Raw genomic sequence first — 16,444 nt, 5'->3', positions numbered from 1 at the left:
CCCATGGGCGACCGCTGGCACGTCGAGGTCGACCGGTCGGTGTGCATCGGCTCCGCCCAGTGCCTCCACCACGCCCCGGGCGGCTTCCGCCTCGACACCGCCCGTCAGTCCCACCCCGTCGAACCGGACACCGACGCGAGCGAACAAATCCTGGCGGCGGCCGAGAGCTGCCCGGTGGAGGCCATCCTGATCACTCTGCCGGACAGCGGGGAGGCGGTGTTCCCGCCGGAGGAGTAGAGGGGTGGACGGCGTCCCTCACAGCGGCCCGCCGCGATGTGACGGGGGTCACACACGCCTCGTGTCACGGCCCGCGGGGCCTTCCTCGTCTCGGGTGCGAAAGGTTGCTTCGACGGGAGGCTGACATGAAGGTCGTGGTGGTGGGTGCCGGTTACGCGGGGGCTTTCGCGGCGAACCGGGTGGCCAAGCGGGTGAAGGGTGCCGAGGTCACCGTGGTCAACGAGCGGCCCGAGTTCGTGGAGCGGATCCGGTTGCACCAGCAGGTCGCCGGGACCGCCGAGGCGGCCACGCCGCTCACGTCGGTGCTGCGGGCCGGGATCACGTCGCGGACCGGGACCGTGGAGAAGATCGGCGACGGTCTCGTCACCCTCGCCGACGGGGAGAGCATCGAGTTCGACCACCTCTTCCTCGCCGTGGGCAGCACGGTGCGGCCGCTGCCGGGCACCGTTCCGGTGGGCACCTGGGAGGGCGCGGAGCAGGCGCGCGCCGCGCTCGCCGCGCTTCCGGCGGGGAGCACCGTCACCGTCGTCGGCGGCGGGGCCACCGGGATCGAGACGGCGACCGAGGTGGCCGAGGCCAGGCCCGACCTGCGGGTGCGGCTCGTCGGGGCGGCGGTCGCCGACTGCCTGTCCGGCCGGGCGCGGCAGCGGGCCCTCGACGCCCTGCACCGGCTCGGCGTGGACGTCGTGGACGACGCGGTGGAGGAAGTGGCCGCGCGGGACGGGGGGTTCGGCGGTCCGCTGCGGCTGCGGTCGGGCCGGGAGATCGGCTCCGATCTGACCCTGTGGGCCATCGTGGCGGGCGTGCCCCCGCTCGCGGAGCGCAGCGGCCTCCAGGTCGACGCGGGCGGCCGGGTCGTCGTGGACGAGTTCCTGCGCAGCGTCAGCGACCCGCGGATCTTCGCCATCGGCGACTGCGCGGGCGTACCCGGCGCCCGGTTCGGCTGCCAGACCGCCGCCCCGCAGGCCGGTGCCGCGGTGGAAGCCCTGGCCCGGCTGGCCGAGGGCCGCGCCCCGGAGCCGTACGCACTGCACTATGTGGCCCGGTGCGTCAGCCTCGGCGGCAAGGACGCCGTGGCCCAGTTCACCGAGCGCGACGACACCCTCCGCGACCGGCACCTCAAGGGGCGCACCGCCGTGCTGTTCAAGAAGGCCGTCTACGTCGGCACGAAGTACGGCACCCGCAAGGCGGTCGGCGCCTGACCGGCGGGCGCGCTCCTCGCGGTTTGGGGGAAGGACCGGGTGGGGAGCGGCGTGCGCGAGTCCGAGGCCGGGCGGCTGACCGAGGTGGCCTGCGCGGCCCGGCACGTCCAGGACCGGCCGGCCGCGGCCGGGCCCCTGGAACGGGTGCTCGCCCGCCACCCGGACGCGCCGAAGAGCCCGGTGCGGTGGTACGACGCCGCGCTCGCCCACCCGTTCCGGCGCGACCGGGCGAAGGCGTACGAGTGGGGCCGCGAGGCCGCCGCCCGGGCCCCGCGCGGGGAGGGCGGCCCGGCGTGCCGGAACCCGGGCGTCGCGGCCACGGGCCGGCGGGACCGGGCCACCGCGCGGCGGACCCGGGAGGGGAGCGGCGTCCCGGGCCCGGACGGGGACGGCGAGACCGACGGGCGGTTCGGCGCCGCCTGTGTACGGCTGGACACGGGCGCGGAGCGGGAGGCCGTCCGGACCGACCGGCTCTGCCCCGCCCGTGGCCGGGTGACGAACGTGCCGGGGGCCCCGGGCGCCGCTTCGGCGAGGTCGTGGTGCACGACGGCGAACCGAAGGGCCGCCGGGTCGCCGACGGCCGCGCGACCGGCTGTTGGCAAATGGTGTGAATTGGACGGTTCCGTCAGGCGACACCCGTTCTATGCTGGTATCAGCCTACGAGGCGAGTGAGGGAGTCCGACCGGAGTAGCCGACTTGGGCGAGACGCTCAGGCATCCGCCCGTGCCGACAGCGACGGTAGGGCTGAGAGGCCGGAAGGCAGCAGTCAGGCCGGAAGGCGACCCCCATCACCTGATCCGGACCATGCCGGCGAAGGGAACCCGTCTCGTAGGTCTTCTTCTTGCCCTCGCGCCCCGGGGGCGGGGCGGTCAGGGACGGGTTCCCGGCTCCGTGAGGTCGATCAGGCGGCACACCGTCTCGATGTCTATCTTCACCTGGGCGATCGAGGCCCGGCCCGACAGCCAGGTGACCAGGGCCGAGTGCCAGGTGTGCTCGATGACCCGGACCGCGGAGAGCTGCTCGGCGGTCGGGTCCGCCAGGCCCATCGCGTCCAGGATGATCGCGGTGGTCTGCCGGGAGACCTGGTCGACCTCCGGCGAGACGCTGCGGTCGGCGAAGGTGAGCGCCCGGACCATCGCGTCGGCCAGGTGCGGCTCGCGCTGCAGGGCGCGGAAGGCGCGCATCAGGGTCTCGGCGACGCGCTCGGCCGCCGTCTCGCCCGTGGGCGGCTTCTTGCGCAGGGTGCCGTGCATGTGCTCCAGCTGGTCCTGCATCGTGGCGACCAGCAGATGCACCTTGGACGGGAAGTAGCGGTACAGCGTGCCCAGCGCCACCTGGGAGGACTCGGCGACCTCGCGCATCTGCACCGCGTCGAACCCGCCCCGGCTGGCCAGCTGGGCACTGGCGTGCAGGATCCTGCGCCGCCGGGCCTCCTGCCGCTCGGTGAGGGGGGAAGAGGCCGGGCGCGAGGTGCTGGCTTCCGCAGGCATGGGTCCCGTTCCGTGACAGTCGGTGAGGGTGTCGGCAGGGCTCGTGATCGGGCGGCGCGACAGGGCCGCACGCCGTGGCACGAATCACCTGATCCACTGCTCACAGCGCCCCTACCTGCCGGTAGATTCAGAGCCTCTCGAACGATCAAGTCTGAAACTTGTTCTAGATTAGCGTCCCGTCGTAGTCTCGCGGGACAGTGCAGGCAGAAGGGGGCACGGAGTGACCGCTGAGGCCCGGGAAGCGGGTGCCGGCCAGGAACCCGCTGCCGACGGCGAGCGACCGCTCGACATCGCGCTCCTCACCTACAAGGGGAACCCGTTCTGCGGGGGCCAGGGCGTCTACGTACGGCACCTCTCGCGCGAGCTGGCCCGCCTCGGCCACCGCGTCGAGGTGATCGGATCGCAGCCGTACCCCGTCCTCGACGAGGGCTACCCGAGCCTCACCCTCACCGAGCTGCCCAGCCTCGACCTCTACCGCCAGCCCGACCCCTTCCGCACCCCGAAGCGGGAGGAGTACCGGGACTGGGTCGACGCCCTCGAAGTGGCCACCATGTGGACCGGCGGCTTCCCCGAACCGCTGACCTTCTCGCTGCGCGCCCGCCACCACCTGCGCGCCCGGCGCGGCGAGTTCGACGTCGTCCACGACAACCAGACCCTCGGCTACGGCCTGCTGGGCGACATCGGCGCGCCCCTGGTCACCACGATCCACCACCCGATCACCGTGGACCGGCAGCTGGAGCTGGACGCCGCCGACACCTGGCAGCGCCGCTACTCGGTGCGCCGCTGGTACGCCTTCACCCGCATGCAGAAGCGCGTCGCCCGCCGGCTGCCCTCGGTCCTCACCGTCTCCGGCAGTTCACGCCAGGAGATCGTGGACCACCTCGGTGTCCGCGGCGACCGCGTCCACGTCGTCCACATCGGCGCCGACACCGACCTGTTCGCGCCGGACCCGGCCGTGCCGGAGGTGCCGGGCCGGATCGTCACCACCTCCAGCGCCGACGTGCCGCTGAAGGGACTGGTGTTCCTCGTGGAGGCGCTCGCCAAGGTGCGCACCGAGCACCCGGCCGCGCACCTCGTCGTCGTCGGCAAGCGCCCGCAGGAGGGCCCGGTCGCGCAGGCCGTCGCGCGGTACGGCCTCGAGGACGCCGTCGAGTTCGTCAAGGGCATCTCCGACGCCGAACTGGTCGACCTGATCCGCTCCGCCCAGGTGGCGTGCGTGCCCTCGCTGTACGAGGGCTTCTCGCTGCCCGCCGCCGAGGCCATGGCCACCGGCACCCCGCTGGTCGCCACCACCGGCGGCGCGATCCCGGAGGTCGCGGGACGTGACGGGGAGACCTGCCTGGCCGTACCGCCCGGGGACGCGGGGGCGCTGGCCGCCGCGCTCGGCCGGCTGCTGGGCGGTCCCGAGCTGCGGGCGCGGCTCGGGACGGCGGGCCGGCAGCGGGTGCTGGAGAAGTTCACCTGGGCCCGCGCCGCCGAGGGCACCGTGGCCCACTACCGCGAGGCCATCGCCCGCTCCGCGGGCCCCGGCCGCGACGCCCGTCCCGCGGCGGGCGACAGCCGTTCCGCGGCTCCCACCCCCGGCCGTTCCGCGGCCCCGGCAAGTGTTGCAGGCGTCTCCTCCGAAAGCAGGGCCTCGTGCTGACCGTCGACTTCTCCCGGTTCCCGCTCGCCCCGGGCGACCGTGTCCTGGACCTCGGCTGCGGAGCCGGCCGGCACGCCTTCGAGTGCTACCGGCGCGGCGCCCAGGTCGTGGCCCTGGACCAGAACGCCGAGGAGATCCGCGAGGTCGCCAAGTGGTTCGCGGCGATGAAGGAGGCCGGCGAGGCACCGGAGGGCGCCACCGCCACGGCGATGGAGGGCGACGCCCTCGCCCTGCCGTTCCCCGACGAGTCCTTCGACGTCGTCATCATCTCCGAGGTGATGGAGCACATCCCCGACGACAAGGGGGTGCTCGCGGAGATGGTGCGCGTGCTCCGGCCCGGCGGCCGCATCGCGATCACCGTGCCGCGCTACGGGCCCGAGAAGGTCTGCTGGGCGCTGTCCGACGCCTACCACGAGGTCGAGGGCGGGCACATCCGCATCTACAAGGCGGACGAGCTGGTCGCGAAGGTCCGCGAGGCGGGCCTGAAGCCGTACGGCACCCACCACGCGCACGCGCTGCACTCGCCGTACTGGTGGCTGAAGTGCGCGTTCGGCGTCGACAACGACAAGGCGCTGCCGGTGCGGGCGTACCACAAGCTGCTGGTCTGGGACATCATGAAGAAGCCGCTCGCCACCCGTGTCGCCGAGCAGGCGCTGAACCCGCTGATCGGCAAGAGCTTCGTGGTCTACGCGACCAAGCCGCACCTGCCGCGTGTCGACGGGGCCGGGGCTGGTGCCGGGGCCGAGACCTCCGAGGCGGCCGGCCGGTGACCACTCCCCGGACAGAACACCTGGTCCTGCCCGGGGTCCTCACCGCCGAGCAGGCCGCCGCGACCGTCGCCGGCATCCTCGCCGGGCAGCGGGAGGACGGGGCGATCCCGTGGTTCCGCGGGCACCACCTCGACCCGTGGGACCACACCGAGGCCGCCATGGCCCTGGACGCGGCCGGTGAGCACGAGGCCGCCGAGCGGGCGTACAGCTGGCTCGCCCGGCACCAGAACGAGGACGGCTCCTGGTACGCCGCCTACGCCGACGGCGCCCACGACGACGTCACCGACCGGGCCCGCGAGTCCAACTTCGTCGCCTACATAGCCGTCGGTGTCTGGCACCACTACCTGTCCACGGGCGACGACACGTTCCTGGACCGGATGTGGCCGGCCGTCTACGCGGCCGTGGAGTGGGTGCTGCGGCTCCAGCAGCCCGGCGGGCAGATCGGCTGGCGCCGCGAGGACGACGGCACGCCGACGGCGGACGCCCTGCTCACCGGCAGCTCCTCCGTCCACCACGCCCTGCGCTGCGCGCTCGCCATCGCCGAGCAGCGGGAGGAACCGCAGCCGGACTGGGAGTTGGCCGCCGGGGCGCTGCGCCACGCCATCCGCCGCCACCCCGAGCGCTTCCTGGACAAGGACCGCTACTCGATGGACTGGTACTACCCGGTCCTCGGCGGAGCGCTGACGGGCGCGGAGGCCAAGGCCCGCATCGAGGAGTCCTGGGACCGCTTCGTCGTCCCCGGCCTCGGTGTGCGCTGCGTGGTGCCGAACCCGTGGGTGACCGGCGGCGAGTCCAGCGAACTCGCCCTCGCCCTGTGGGCGGTGGGCGAGTCCGACCGGGCCCTGGAGATCCTCCAGTCCATCCAGCACCTGCGGGATCCGGACAGCGGCCTGTACTGGACCGGCTACGTCTTCGACGACGACGCCGTCTGGCCCCGCGAGCTGACCACCTGGACGGCGGGCTCCCTGCTGCTGGCCGTGGCCGCACTGGGCGGCCACGAGGCCACGTGCGCGGTCTTCGGCGGCGAACACCTGCCGGCGGGCCTGGACCCGGACTGCTGCGGCTGATCCGCGCCGCTCAGTGCCGGTGCATCCGGTTGGCTATGGCGTGGCCGACGAAGAGGTAGACGACGGCGGCGAGACCGTAGCCGGCGACGACCCGGGCCCAGGCCTCGTCGAACGTGAAGAGGTCGTGGGACCAGCCGGCCAGCCAGGAGGCCGCGTCATGGACGAACTGGACCAGGCTGTTGGCCCGGTTGGCGTCCAGCAGGTACATCAGAATCCACAGGCCGAGGATCAGCGCCATGATGTCGGCGACGACCGCGATCACCGTACCGGCCTGATTCGCGCCGTTGCGATATCGAGGGGACATGCCTATCGGATTGCCGGGCGGGGTGCGGTGAAACCCCCCACACGGCCCGGACACGGCCCGGAGAGGACCCGTACGGGACCCGGACGGCGTCCCCCGGGTGGCGCACCCGGCCGGTCCGGGTGAAGCTGCCGGGGGAAGCAGACCGCTCGGGGAGGACACGTTCGGAGGACCTCGTGCCCGTACCGATACGGCGCCTCATCGTGGCGCTCACCCTGTGCTGTGCCCTGGTGGCCGGTGCCACGGCCTGCGGCGGTGAGCAGGCCGGCAGCACCAAGTCCGGCACGAAGAGCAGTGCGCAGCAGGCCGGGGAGGCGCGGGCCGAGCCCGCCGCCGACACCCCCAGCCCGACCACGTCCGCGGAGAAGCGCAAGTTCGCCAAGACGCGCTTCGTGGTGGACGCGGGCCTCGCCGCCGGCGCGACCTACCAGTGGATCGTGAAGCCGTGGAAGGCCGGCAAGTTCAAGAAGGGCGCCAAGGGCCGCAAGCTGGCCCTGGTCAAGGCCGCCCTGGCCGGCGCCTTCGCCTACAACCGGCTCAAGGCGGCCCAGAAGAACGCCCAGGCCGACCCGACCCTCTCCAAGGCACTCGCGCCCCTCACCAGTGGCATCGAGGCCCTGAAGAACCTGCCGTCCAAGCTCCGCAAGGGCGACGAGAACGCGGCGAGTTCCTTCGACGACGTCATCGGCCAGGTCAAGGACGCGGGGAAGAGCGCCGGCGCCCCGGTCAAGGACCAGGTGCCCTCAGCCTCCCAGCTGACCAAGGGCTAGGAGTTCAGCTCCGCGAGCACCCGCAGGCTGTGCGGGTCCGGTGACAGGGCCAGCAGGTCCGTCACCGGGCCCGCGCGCCACAACTCCAGCCGCTCGGCGATGCGTCCACGGGGACCGACCAGGGAGATCTCGTCGGCGAAGGCGTCCGGCACGGCCAGCACGGCCTCCTCCCGCCGCCCGGCGAGGAACAGCTCCTGGATCCGCCGGGCCTCGGCCTCGTACCCCATGCGGGCCATCAGGTCGGCGTGGAAGTTGCGGGCCGCGTGCCCCATCCCGCCGATGTAGAAGCCGAGCATGGCCTTCACGGGCAGCAGCCCCTCGGCCACGTCGTCGCACACCCTCACCCGGGCCATCGGTGCCACCAGGAACCCCTCCGGCAACGTCCGCACCGCGTCGCCGTACACCTCCGGCCGGCTCGGTGCCCAGTACAGCGGCAGCCAGCCGTCGGCGATCCGCGCCGTCTGGGCGACCATGCGGGGGCCCTCGGCGCCCAGCAGGACGGGGAGGTCGCCGCGCAGGGGATGCGTGATCGGCTTGAGCGGCCTGCCGAGCCCGGTGCCGTCCGGGCCCCGGTAGGGGAGCGGGTGGAACCGCCCGTCCACCTCCACCGGCGCCTGCCGCCGCAGCACCTGCCGTACGGTCTCCACGTACTCCCGGGTCGCGGTCAGCGGCGACCCCGGGAACGGGCGGCCGTACCAGCCCTCCACCACCTGCGGCCCCGACAGCCCGAGCCCGAGCAGCACCCGGCCGCCGGAGAGGTGGTCCAGGGTGAGCGCGTGCATCGCGGTGGCGGCCGGGGAGCGGGCGGCCATCTGGGCAACAGCCGTACCCAGGCGGATCGTCGAGGTGTGCGCGGCGATCCAGGTCAGCGGCGTGAAGGCGTCCGAGCCCCAGGACTCCGCCGTCCACACCGAGTCGTACCCGAGCCGCTCCGCCTCCCGGGCGAGCGGCACATGGCGGGGGTCGGGACCTCGTCCCCAGTACCCGAGTGCGAGACCGAGCCGCATGCACCTGCCTCCTGACGGACCGTCAGTTCCGAGCGGTGCAGGCGACTGTACGACAACGGCCCCCCGCCCGGAAGGGCGAGGGGCCGTCGGTGACCTGCGTCCGGCTCAGCCGCGCTGGATGCCGGAGGTGTCCTGGAGCACCCCGCGGCGCCCGTCCTGGGTCTGCGCGACCAGGGCGGTACCGCGCTGCTCGACCGCCAGGTACCAGGTACCCGGCGCCAGTTCGGCGATCGGCGTCTGCGAGCCGTCCTCCGGGAACAGCGGACGGGTCACCGGCACGGCGAACCAGTACGGCGAGAAGTCCGCGGCCGGGGCCTGCGCCGCCGGGGCACCCGGAGCGGGGGCCTGGGCGGCCGGCGGCTGCTGGCCGAACGGCTGGCCCGGCTGCGGCTGCGCACCGTACGGCTGCTGCGGCTGGGCACCCGGGTAGCCGTAACCGCCGGGCGGCTGGGCGCCGTAGGGCTGCGGGGCGACCGGCTTGGCGGCGGGGACCAGGGGGGCCTGGAGCGCGGGGACCAGCGGAGTGGCGATGGCGGCGGCGGACAGCACGAGAGCGGAGATGAACCCGAGGACGAGACCGGCGCCGGCGTCCACGTTGTCGAGGTCGATCAGCGTCCACAGCAGGAACCAGGCGGCCATGACGGCGAACGCGGTACCGACCGCACCGAGGTCGAGTCCGGCGACCTTCCGCGGCTGCGGCAGGGAGCGGTTGACGACGATGAGGACGGCACCGATCACCGCGCCCATGTAGATGCCCAGGCCGATGCCCAGCGTGTCCCAAGCGTTCTGGCTGTACTCGCCGAAACCGGAGGACAGGCTGGTGAGGTCGAGGAACGACGCGATGAACAGCACCACCGCTGCTCCGATCACCACGCCGTCGCCTCTAGTGAGGGAGCGGATATTCACTTCAGGTCCTTCGTGAGTCGTCTCGTCGTCGGTAGACACTACCGTCCGCAAGATCCGGCTGTCCGGCCGGTTCCGCCCGGCGGTCAGGACCGACGCAGGAAACTCACGATTCCCTCAGAGATCCCCTGCGCGGCCTTCTGCCGCCAGGCTCCGCTGGTCAGCAGTGCCGCGTCCTTGCTATCGCGCATGTTGCCGCACTCGATGAACACCTTGGGAACCGTTGACAGATTGAGACCGCCCAGGTCCGTGCGCGTGACGAGACCGGTACCTTCGCCCAGGTAGTTGGAGGGCGGTTCGCCGGTCTCGCGCAGGAAGGTGCCCGCGATGCGCACCCCGAGGTCGTGGGACGGGCCGACGACGGGACGGGTGTCGGCGGCACCGGCGTGCACGGATCCCGGCAGGATGACGTGGAAGCCGCGGTTGCCGGGGGCGGAGCCGTCGGCGTGGATCGAGACGGCCGCGTCCGCGCGCGCGGTGTTGCCGATCCGGGCCCGCTCGTCCACGCACGGCCCCCAGGCCGGGCTGTCGCCGTCGCGGGTCAGCTTCACCGTCGCGCCCTGCCGTTCCAGGAGCGCGCGCAGCCGGTGGGCGACGTCGAGGCTGAACCGCGCCTCGGTGTAACCGGCGTCGGTGGACGTCCCGGTGGTGTCGCACTCCTTGCGGTTCGTTCCGATGTCCACCTGGCGGTTGATCTCGGCCGGGTGGCGGAAGTTGCCCGGGTTGTGCCCCGGGTCGATCACGACGACCTTGCCCTTCAGCGGGCCGGTGCCGTCCGGCCGGGCCGAGGGGGTGCCGGACACCTTGCCGTCGTCACCGGGAGAGGCGGCCGGGGAGCCAGCCGAGGAGGCTGTACCGGGCGCGGAGGACAGGGGGGAGCCGCTGGAGGCCGGCGCGGGGGAGGCCGTACGGACCTCGGCGCCCGAACCGCCGCCGCCCACCTCCTCGTACACCAGCCAGCCGAGCAGCGCGCCGGGCACCAGCGCGGCGAGCGCCACGGTCAGCGGGCCCCTGCGAGGCCGGCGCTGCCGCGGGGGATCGAAGTCCGGTCCTGTGTACGACACGTCTGCGACTCTAACCGGGGCCTCAGATCCCCGCCCCCGTTCGCCGCAGGACACGCAGCGAGCCGGTCGCCGAGACCTCGGTGAACGCCCCGGAATCAAGGGCCCGCAGGTACACCCGGTACGGCGCCTGGCCCGTGAACTCGTCCTCCGGATGGGGGAAGACGTCGTGGATGACGAGCAGCCCGCCCTCGGCGACGTGCGGCGCCCAGCCCTCGTAGTCGGCGCCGGCGTGTTCGTCGGTGTGGCCGCCGTCGACGAAGACGAACCCGAGCGGGGAGTTCCACACCGCCGCGATCTGCGGGGAGCGGCCGACGAGAGCGACCACGTGCTCCTCCAGGCCCGCCCTGTGCAGCGTGCGCCGGAAGGTGGGGAGCGTGTCCATCAGGCCGATCTCGGGGTCGACCGTCTCCGGGTCGTGGTAGTCCCAGCCGGGCTGCTGCTCCTCGCTGCCCCGGTGGTGGTCGACGGTCAGCGCGGTGACCCCGGCCGTGCGGGCGGCGTCGGCCAGCAGGATCGTGGAGCGTCCGCAGTAGGTGCCGACCTCCAGCAACGGCAGTCCGAGCCGCCCGGCGGTGACGGCCGCGTCGTGGAGCGCCAGCCCCTCGTCGACGGGCATGAACCCCTTCGCCGCCTCGAACGCGGCCAGGATCTCGGGCTGGGGAGCGGCGGGCATGGGGCGCCTTTCGGTCGTACGGCAATCAGGGCGCCCATGCTGCCGCACCCCCGGTCACACGGGTGACGGGGGGTGCGTGCGGCGGTCCCGGAGGAGCCCGGGGCCGGGTCCGGGGTGCGGCTGCGCCGCGCGGGCGCGACCGGCCAGGACGGTGCCGCGGCCGCCGGAGGACAGGGCCGGGGGCCCCGTCAGGCGGTCACGGACTCCCCGGGCAGCGAAAGATCCAGGTCGACGGCCCGCTCCTCACCGGAATGGCTGGCCGAGGAGGCCGACGGCCCGTGCCCGGCGGCCCGAGCGGCCAGCACGTACGCCCCCTGCGCCGGAACGGCCAGCGCGTAGCCGCCGTCCTCGTCGGAGACCGTCGCACCGGCCTGCCGCCCCCGCCGGTCGATCAGGGTGACCTTGGCCCGGGCGACGGGCGCGCCGCCGGCGTCGAGGACCCGTCCCCGGAACCCCCGCAGCACCTCCACGGCCCGCTCCAGGTTGGCCTCCTCCTCGCTGCTCGCCCGCAGCTGCGTGTGCTGCGGCCCCGGCCGTGCGGCCTTCGGCAGGAAGAACGCCAGGAGCAGGCCGACGGCGACCGCGGCGGTGGCGATGAGGAAGGAGACCCGGAAACCGTGCATGGTCGGGACCTCGACGCCGCCCACGTCGTTCGCGGTGTTGGCCAGCACCATGCCGATGACGGCGCTGGACACGGACGTACCGATGGAGCGCATCAGGGTGTTCAGACCGTTGGCCGCGCCGGTCTCCGAGGCCGGGACCGCGCCGACGATCAGCGCGGGGAGCGAGGAGTAGGCGAGGCCGATGCCGGCGCCGAGGACCACCGAGGTGACGACCGTCTGCCAGGCCGCGTCCATCAGGCCGAGGCCGCCGCCGTAGCCGATCGCGATGATCAGCAGGCCGGTGATCAGGGTGACCTTGGGGCCGTAGCGGGCGGACAGGCGGGCGTAGACCGGGGCGGTGAACATCATCGTCAGGCCCAGCGGGGCCACGCACAGGCCGGCGACCACCATCGACCGGCCGAGGCCGTAGCCGGTGGCGGTGGGCAGCTGGAGCAGCTGGGGCAGGACGAGGGAGACGACGTAGAAGCTGACGCCGACCATGATCGAGGCGAGGTTGGTGAGCAGCACCTCGCGGCGGGCGGTGGTGCGCAGGTCGACCAGGGGGGCCGGGACGCGCAGCTCGTACACGCCCCACAGCAGCAGCACGGCGAGGGACGCGGCGAACAGGCCGAGCGTCGTGCCCGACGACCAGCCCCAGTCGCTGCCCTTGGTGATCGGCAGCAGGAGCAGCACCAGGCCGGTGGACAGGCCCAGCGCGCCGAGCAGGTCGAAGGAGCCCTTGGCGCGCATCGGGGACTCCGGTACGGCCACGAGGGTGAGGACGATGGCGAGCGCGCCGAGGCCGGCGGCGCCGTAGAACAGGGCGTGCCAGTCGGCGTGCTGCGCGACCAGGGCGGCGGCGGGCAGGGCGAGGCCGCCGCCGACGCCGATCGAGGAACTCATCAGCGCCATGGCCGAGCCGAGCTTCTCGCGGGGCAGCATGTCGCGCATCAGGCCGATGCCGAGCGGGATCGCGCCCATGGCGAAGCCCTGCAGGGTACGGCCCACGATCATGAGGAGCAGCTGGCTGGTGACCGCGCTGACCAGGGCGCCGACCACCATCACGGCGAGGCTGAGGACCAGCATGCGGCGCTTGCCGTAGAGGTCGCCGAGCCGGCCCATGATCGGGGTGGCCACGGCACCGGACAGCAGGGTGGAGGTGAGGACCCAGGTGGCGTTGCTGGGGGCGGTGTCCAGAAGCTGCGGCAGGTCCTTGATGACCGGCACGAGCAGCGTCTGCATCACCGCGACCACGATGCCCGCGAACGCGAGCACGGGGACCACGGCGCCGCCCGCTCTCCGGGTGGGCTGGTCGGTCGTCGTGTCTGGCATGGGGTGAGGCCTTCCGCGTGTCATAAGTGCCGGGTAAACCTCGTATGCACAGGCAACTATTCCGTTGCTTCGGGCCTCTAACGAAGTCTTGACCTGTTCATGGGTTACTGACGCGGCGTCACGGGGTGGGGCCGGATGCGAGAGGGCCGGGTCGTGGCGGCGGCCAGGTTCGGGGAGGGCCGGGTCGGCGAGGGTCGGGTCCGGGAGAGTTGGGTCGGGAGGGCCGGGTCGGCGAGGGTCGGGTCCGGGAGCGCCGGGTCGGGAGCGCCGGGTCCGGGAGCGCCGGGTCCGCGAGGGAGAAATCCTCGTGCGGACCGGGGCAACGGTTCGGGCGGTCCATGGACTCCTTTAGACATCTAGGAGGTGCCCATGGGGGACGGGAAGCAGACTCGGAACGAGGAGTTCCAGAGCTTCGTGGTCGGCCGCTGGCCGCGGTTGATGCGCACGGCATTTCTCCTCACGGGGGAGCAGCACGCCGCCGAGGACCTGGTCCAGTCGACGCTCGAACAGGTCTACGTGGCCTGGCGGCGGGTCGGCGGCGCGGACGACCCGGAGGCGTACGTACGGCGCGTGATGATCAACGCGCACGCGCGCAGACACCGCCGAAGGCTCAGGGAGTTCCTGGCGCCCAAGGACGACTCCGGCCTGGTGCGCGAGGTGGCCGACAGCGGTGACCGGATCGCCCAGGCCGACGACCGCAGCGCCCTGCTCACGGCGCTCGCGCAACTGCCCGCCCGGCAGCGGGAGGCGGTCGTGCTGCGCTACTGGGAGGACCTGACGGAGACGCAGACGGCGGAGGCGATGGGCTGCTCGGTCGGCACGGTGAAGAGCAACGCCGCCAAGGGGATCGCGAAACTCCGCGCCATACCGGGACTGGCCGACATGGTGACGCACGGAGGGCGGAAGTGATGAGCGCGGACCGGGAGAACCACGACATGACACAGACGGACATCGCCCTCCTGCTCGCGGACGCGGCGGACGAGGTCGAGATCGGCATAGCCCCCGTGCAGGCCGTCGTCCGCGGCGGCCGGCGCCGCAAGGCGCGGCGCTGGGCGGTGGCGGCGGCCGCGGCCCTGGTGCTGGCGGGTTCGACGGGGGCCACGCTGGCCTTCGCCGGGCTGCCCGGAGAGCGCGCCGGCCGGGAGACGCCGATCGCGTCCCGCCCGGCGTCCGCCGAGGAGAGGCATGTGTACGCCCCGCAGCGGACGGAGCTGGCGCGGGGGACCGAGCACGGCAAGGAGTGGCGGGTCTGGGTCGAGGTGTGGGGCGCGCCGCGTGACGCGTGGGAGGCGCACCGGCAGTTCGACGCCATGAAGCGGGTGGGCGTGCGGCCGACGGTGGACAAGGTCGCCGACCTGGTCGGCAAGACGTCGTACTTCTCGATGCGGTCCTACGGCGACGGCCGTGCCCTGGTGGTCATGTTCGACACGCACAGGAGAGTCGACCGCCTGTCGGGCGGCGACCTGCAGGCCGCCGCCGTCAGCCTCGACGAGGTCAGCGCGACGGCCCCCGAACGACTGGTGATCGGGCACGTGGCGAAGACCACCCGGGAGGTCACCTGCCGCTGGAAGGACGGCAGATCGACCGTGGCCCGGCGGGGTGCCGCGTCCGCCGGCCCCGACGTCACCTCGCTGATCCGCCCGGTGGCCGGCTACCCGGGAGGGAACTGGTTCGTGTGCATCGGTCCGGAGGGGACGACCTTCAAGGACGTCGAGGTGACCAAGTGACCCGCCGAGAAGGCGGTGCCGCTCACAGCCAGCCCTGCTGCCGGGCCTCCCGCACCGCCTCGGCCCGGTTGCGGGTGCCGGTCTTGCCGATCGCGGAGGAGAGGTAGTTGCGGACGGTCGACTCGGACAGGTGCAGCCGGCCGGCGATGTCCGCGACGGTCGCCCCGTCCACCGACGCCTGCAGCACCTCGCACTCGCGGGCCGTCAGCGGACTGGGCCCGGCGCTGAGCGCGGCGGCGGCCAGCGCCGGATCGACCACGGTCTCCCCGGTGAGCACCCGCCGGATCGCCGCCGCCAGCTCCTCCACCGGCCCGTCCTTGACGAGGAAGCCGGCCGCTCCGGCCTCCATGGCGCGGCGCAGATAGCCCGGGCGGCCGAAGGTGGTGAGGATCAGCACCCGGCAGTCGGGGGCCTGGTCCCGCAGCTCGGCCGCCGCGTCCAGGCCGCTCGTGCCCGGCAGTTCGATGTCCAGGAGGGCCACGTCCGGGCGGTGGGCGAGCACGGCGTCCACGATGCCGCTCCCCTCGCCCAGCTGGGCCACGACCTGGATGTCCTCCTCCATGCCGAGCAGCAGGGCGAGGGCGCCGCGCATCATGCCCTGGTCCTCGGCGAGCAGCACCCGGATGCACTTCGCGGGCCGGCGGTCCCGGGGCATCTCGTTCATGGGGTCAGCGTACGGCGGGGTTACGGGCACGGTCCTCCTCAGGGGCTGGGCGCCCCGCGGTAATCGCCTACCGCGGGGGCCGGAAAGGGCGGAGACTCGGTTCCATGGCTGACATGGGGGCGTTCCGGGAGGCGGTCACCGCGTGGGCGGCCGGTGGTTCCGGCGAGCCCGCGCGGGAGCTGGCGGGGCGGCTGTCCGTCCGGGCGGTCGTGCTGCTCGAAGGGCTGAGCGACGCGGCGGCGGTCGACGCGCTGGCCGCGAGCCGGGACCGGGACCTGGCGGCCGAGGGGGTCTGCGTGCTGCCGATGGGCGGGGCGATGAACGTCGGCCGCTTCGCGGGCCTCCTCGGACCGTCCGGACTGGGGCTGCGCCTCACGGGGCTGTGCGACGAGCGGGAGCGGGGCTTCTACGCCCGGGGCTGGGAGCGGGCCGGTGCGGCACCGCACGGGTTCTTCGTCTGCGCGGCGGACCTGGAGGACGAGCTGATCCGCGCGCTGGGCGTGCCCCGGGTGCGGGAGCTGGTCCGGCAGGAGGGCGAACTGCGGGCCCTGCAGACCTTCCTGCGCCAGCCCGCGCAGCAGGGCCGCAGCGCGGAGCAGCAGGTGCGGCGCTTCCTCGGCACGAGGAAGGGGCGGAAGATCCGTTACGGCCGCGTCCTCGTCGAGGCGCTCGACCCCGACCGCGTCCCCGCTCCGCTCGACGGCCTGATGGCCCGCCTGTAAAGACTCGGCATGGTCCGCTGCGGCGGGGGTTGACGGCACTCGGCGAGGCCCAAACAATCGCCCCTGCGTTTCTCGCACTTCCCGTCCCCTTTCCGCAGGTGAATGCGTTCGGTATATCGGTCGAACAACGTTCGGGATATCGGACGACGCGTGTCCGTGGCGACGGGCCGCTCACCACGACGACCCCGCCCCACACCGACGAACCCGGCCCCACACCGACGCACCCCGCCCCACCACGACGAACCTCGCTCCCCGACGAACCCGAGGT

At 73.4% G+C, this 16,444-nt stretch carries 18 protein-coding genes; 10 read left to right on the top strand and 8 right to left on the bottom strand.

Annotated features, from left to right (window positions below; translation table 11 throughout):
- The first annotated feature begins 3 nt into the window (after positions 1-3).
- The 3 genes from ACZ4VF_RS10955 (at position 4) to ACZ4VF_RS10945 (ending at position 2,111) form a co-directional block, all read left to right on the top strand.
- On the top strand, positions 4-237 hold the full coding sequence (locus ACZ4VF_RS10955; RefSeq protein ID WP_467924891.1) for a ferredoxin: 234 nt from the start codon (positions 4-6) through the stop codon (positions 235-237).
- Between the two features lie 125 nt (positions 238-362).
- Positions 363-1,439: an NAD(P)/FAD-dependent oxidoreductase gene (locus ACZ4VF_RS10950; protein WP_467924890.1), complete on the top strand. Its 1,077-nt coding sequence runs from the start codon at positions 363-365 to the stop codon at positions 1,437-1,439.
- Positions 1,440-1,490: 51 nt separating this feature from the next.
- Positions 1,491-2,111 carry a hypothetical protein gene (locus ACZ4VF_RS10945; RefSeq protein ID WP_467924888.1) on the top strand — a complete coding sequence of 207 codons (621 nt, stop codon included), beginning with the start codon at positions 1,491-1,493 and terminating at the stop codon, positions 2,109-2,111.
- Between the two features lie 197 nt (positions 2,112-2,308).
- Here ACZ4VF_RS10945 and ACZ4VF_RS10940 read toward each other — a convergent pair whose 3' ends face one another.
- Entirely contained in the window at positions 2,309-2,929 is a 621-nt protein-coding gene (locus tag ACZ4VF_RS10940; RefSeq protein ID WP_467924886.1) for a TetR family transcriptional regulator, read from the bottom strand.
- Positions 2,930-3,149: 220 nt separating this feature from the next.
- Between ACZ4VF_RS10940 and ACZ4VF_RS10935 the strand changes: the two genes are divergently transcribed.
- The 3 genes from ACZ4VF_RS10935 to ACZ4VF_RS10925 are packed head-to-tail and all read left to right on the top strand — an operon-like array spanning position 3,150 to position 6,411.
- The gene (locus ACZ4VF_RS10935) at positions 3,150-4,574 is read left to right on the top strand and encodes a glycosyltransferase family 4 protein (protein WP_467924884.1); all 1,425 of its coding nucleotides are present in this window, start codon (positions 3,150-3,152) and stop codon (positions 4,572-4,574) included.
- The gene (locus ACZ4VF_RS10930; protein ID WP_467924882.1) at positions 4,568-5,344 is read left to right on the top strand and encodes a class I SAM-dependent methyltransferase; all 777 of its coding nucleotides are present in this window, start codon (positions 4,568-4,570) and stop codon (positions 5,342-5,344) included. The genes ACZ4VF_RS10935 and ACZ4VF_RS10930 overlap by 7 nt, the downstream gene beginning before the upstream one ends.
- Positions 5,341-6,411, top strand: a complete 1,071-nt coding sequence (locus ACZ4VF_RS10925) for a prenyltransferase/squalene oxidase repeat-containing protein (protein WP_467924880.1) — start codon at positions 5,341-5,343, stop codon at positions 6,409-6,411. Before ACZ4VF_RS10930 ends, ACZ4VF_RS10925 begins: the two co-directional genes overlap by 4 nt.
- A 10-nt stretch (positions 6,412-6,421) precedes the next feature.
- Here the strand turns inward: ACZ4VF_RS10925 and ACZ4VF_RS10920 are convergent, their stop codons facing one another.
- A complete protein-coding gene (locus ACZ4VF_RS10920) occupies positions 6,422-6,715 on the bottom strand; it encodes a hypothetical protein (RefSeq protein ID WP_014672411.1) in 294 nt (97 codons plus the stop codon).
- Between the two features lie 173 nt (positions 6,716-6,888).
- Here ACZ4VF_RS10920 and ACZ4VF_RS10915 point away from each other — a divergent pair, with 173 nt between their 5' ends.
- A complete protein-coding gene (locus tag ACZ4VF_RS10915) occupies positions 6,889-7,482 on the top strand; it encodes a hypothetical protein (protein WP_467924879.1) in 594 nt (197 codons plus the stop codon).
- Here ACZ4VF_RS10915 and ACZ4VF_RS10910 read toward each other — a convergent pair.
- The 5 genes from ACZ4VF_RS10910 to ACZ4VF_RS10890 form a co-directional block, all read right to left on the bottom strand.
- A complete protein-coding gene (locus tag ACZ4VF_RS10910; RefSeq protein WP_467924877.1) occupies positions 7,479-8,489 on the bottom strand; it encodes an LLM class F420-dependent oxidoreductase in 1,011 nt (336 codons plus the stop codon). The genes ACZ4VF_RS10915 and ACZ4VF_RS10910 overlap by 4 nt on opposite strands.
- Before the next feature lie 105 nt (positions 8,490-8,594).
- Complete coding sequence (locus tag ACZ4VF_RS10905) at positions 8,595-9,395, bottom strand: DUF5336 domain-containing protein (RefSeq protein WP_467924876.1); 801 nt, start codon at positions 9,393-9,395, stop codon at positions 8,595-8,597.
- An 83-nt stretch (positions 9,396-9,478) separates the two neighbouring features.
- A complete protein-coding gene (locus ACZ4VF_RS10900; RefSeq protein WP_467924874.1) occupies positions 9,479-10,456 on the bottom strand; it encodes an N-acetylmuramoyl-L-alanine amidase in 978 nt (325 codons plus the stop codon).
- A 22-nt stretch (positions 10,457-10,478) separates the two neighbouring features.
- Complete coding sequence (locus tag ACZ4VF_RS10895; RefSeq protein WP_467924872.1) at positions 10,479-11,129, bottom strand: class I SAM-dependent methyltransferase; 651 nt, start codon at positions 11,127-11,129, stop codon at positions 10,479-10,481.
- Between the two features lie 188 nt (positions 11,130-11,317).
- Complete coding sequence (locus ACZ4VF_RS10890; protein WP_467924870.1) at positions 11,318-13,063, bottom strand: MFS transporter; 1,746 nt, start codon at positions 13,061-13,063, stop codon at positions 11,318-11,320.
- Between the two features lie 369 nt (positions 13,064-13,432).
- Between ACZ4VF_RS10890 and ACZ4VF_RS10885 the strand changes: the two genes are divergently transcribed.
- Entirely contained in the window at positions 13,433-13,972 is a 540-nt protein-coding gene (locus tag ACZ4VF_RS10885; protein ID WP_467924868.1) for a SigE family RNA polymerase sigma factor, read from the top strand.
- 26 nt (positions 13,973-13,998) lie between these two features.
- A complete protein-coding gene (locus tag ACZ4VF_RS10880; protein WP_467924866.1) occupies positions 13,999-14,790 on the top strand; it encodes a hypothetical protein in 792 nt (263 codons plus the stop codon).
- 22 nt (positions 14,791-14,812) lie between these two features.
- Here ACZ4VF_RS10880 and ACZ4VF_RS10875 read toward each other — a convergent pair whose 3' ends face one another.
- On the bottom strand, positions 14,813-15,454 hold the full coding sequence (locus tag ACZ4VF_RS10875) for a response regulator (protein WP_467924864.1): 642 nt from the start codon (positions 15,452-15,454) through the stop codon (positions 14,813-14,815).
- Positions 15,455-15,558: 104 nt separating this feature from the next.
- Between ACZ4VF_RS10875 and ACZ4VF_RS10870 the strand changes: the two genes are divergently transcribed.
- Entirely contained in the window at positions 15,559-16,176 is a 618-nt protein-coding gene (locus ACZ4VF_RS10870) for a TOPRIM nucleotidyl transferase/hydrolase domain-containing protein (RefSeq protein WP_467924862.1), read from the top strand.
- The last annotated feature ends 268 nt before the right edge of the window (positions 16,177-16,444 follow it).

Source organism: Streptomyces sp. NPDC029151 (genome assembly GCF_055564315.1).
Note: the sequence above shows the minus strand (reverse complement) of the source record. Positions and strands in the feature narration are given on the sequence as shown.

Coding starts and splice junctions, on each gene's coding strand:
- ACZ4VF_RS10955 (WP_467924891.1), top strand. CDS start 4: ATGGGCGACCGCTGGCACGTCGAGGTCGACCGGTCGGTGTGCATCGGC.
- ACZ4VF_RS10950 (WP_467924890.1), top strand. CDS start 363: ATGAAGGTCGTGGTGGTGGGTGCCGGTTACGCGGGGGCTTTCGCGGCG.
- ACZ4VF_RS10940 (WP_467924886.1), bottom strand. CDS start 2,929: ATGCCTGCGGAAGCCAGCACCTCGCGCCCGGCCTCTTCCCCCCTCACC.
- ACZ4VF_RS10920 (WP_014672411.1), bottom strand. CDS start 6,715: ATGTCCCCTCGATATCGCAACGGCGCGAATCAGGCCGGTACGGTGATC.
- ACZ4VF_RS10910 (WP_467924877.1), bottom strand. CDS start 8,489: ATGCGGCTCGGTCTCGCACTCGGGTACTGGGGACGAGGTCCCGACCCC.
- ACZ4VF_RS10895 (WP_467924872.1), bottom strand. CDS start 11,129: ATGCCCGCCGCTCCCCAGCCCGAGATCCTGGCCGCGTTCGAGGCGGCG.
- ACZ4VF_RS10890 (WP_467924870.1), bottom strand. CDS start 13,063: ATGCCAGACACGACGACCGACCAGCCCACCCGGAGAGCGGGCGGCGCC.
- ACZ4VF_RS10885 (WP_467924868.1), top strand. CDS start 13,433: ATGGGGGACGGGAAGCAGACTCGGAACGAGGAGTTCCAGAGCTTCGTG.
- ACZ4VF_RS10880 (WP_467924866.1), top strand. CDS start 13,999: ATGACACAGACGGACATCGCCCTCCTGCTCGCGGACGCGGCGGACGAG.
- ACZ4VF_RS10875 (WP_467924864.1), bottom strand. CDS start 15,454: ATGAACGAGATGCCCCGGGACCGCCGGCCCGCGAAGTGCATCCGGGTG.
- ACZ4VF_RS10870 (WP_467924862.1), top strand. CDS start 15,559: ATGGCTGACATGGGGGCGTTCCGGGAGGCGGTCACCGCGTGGGCGGCC.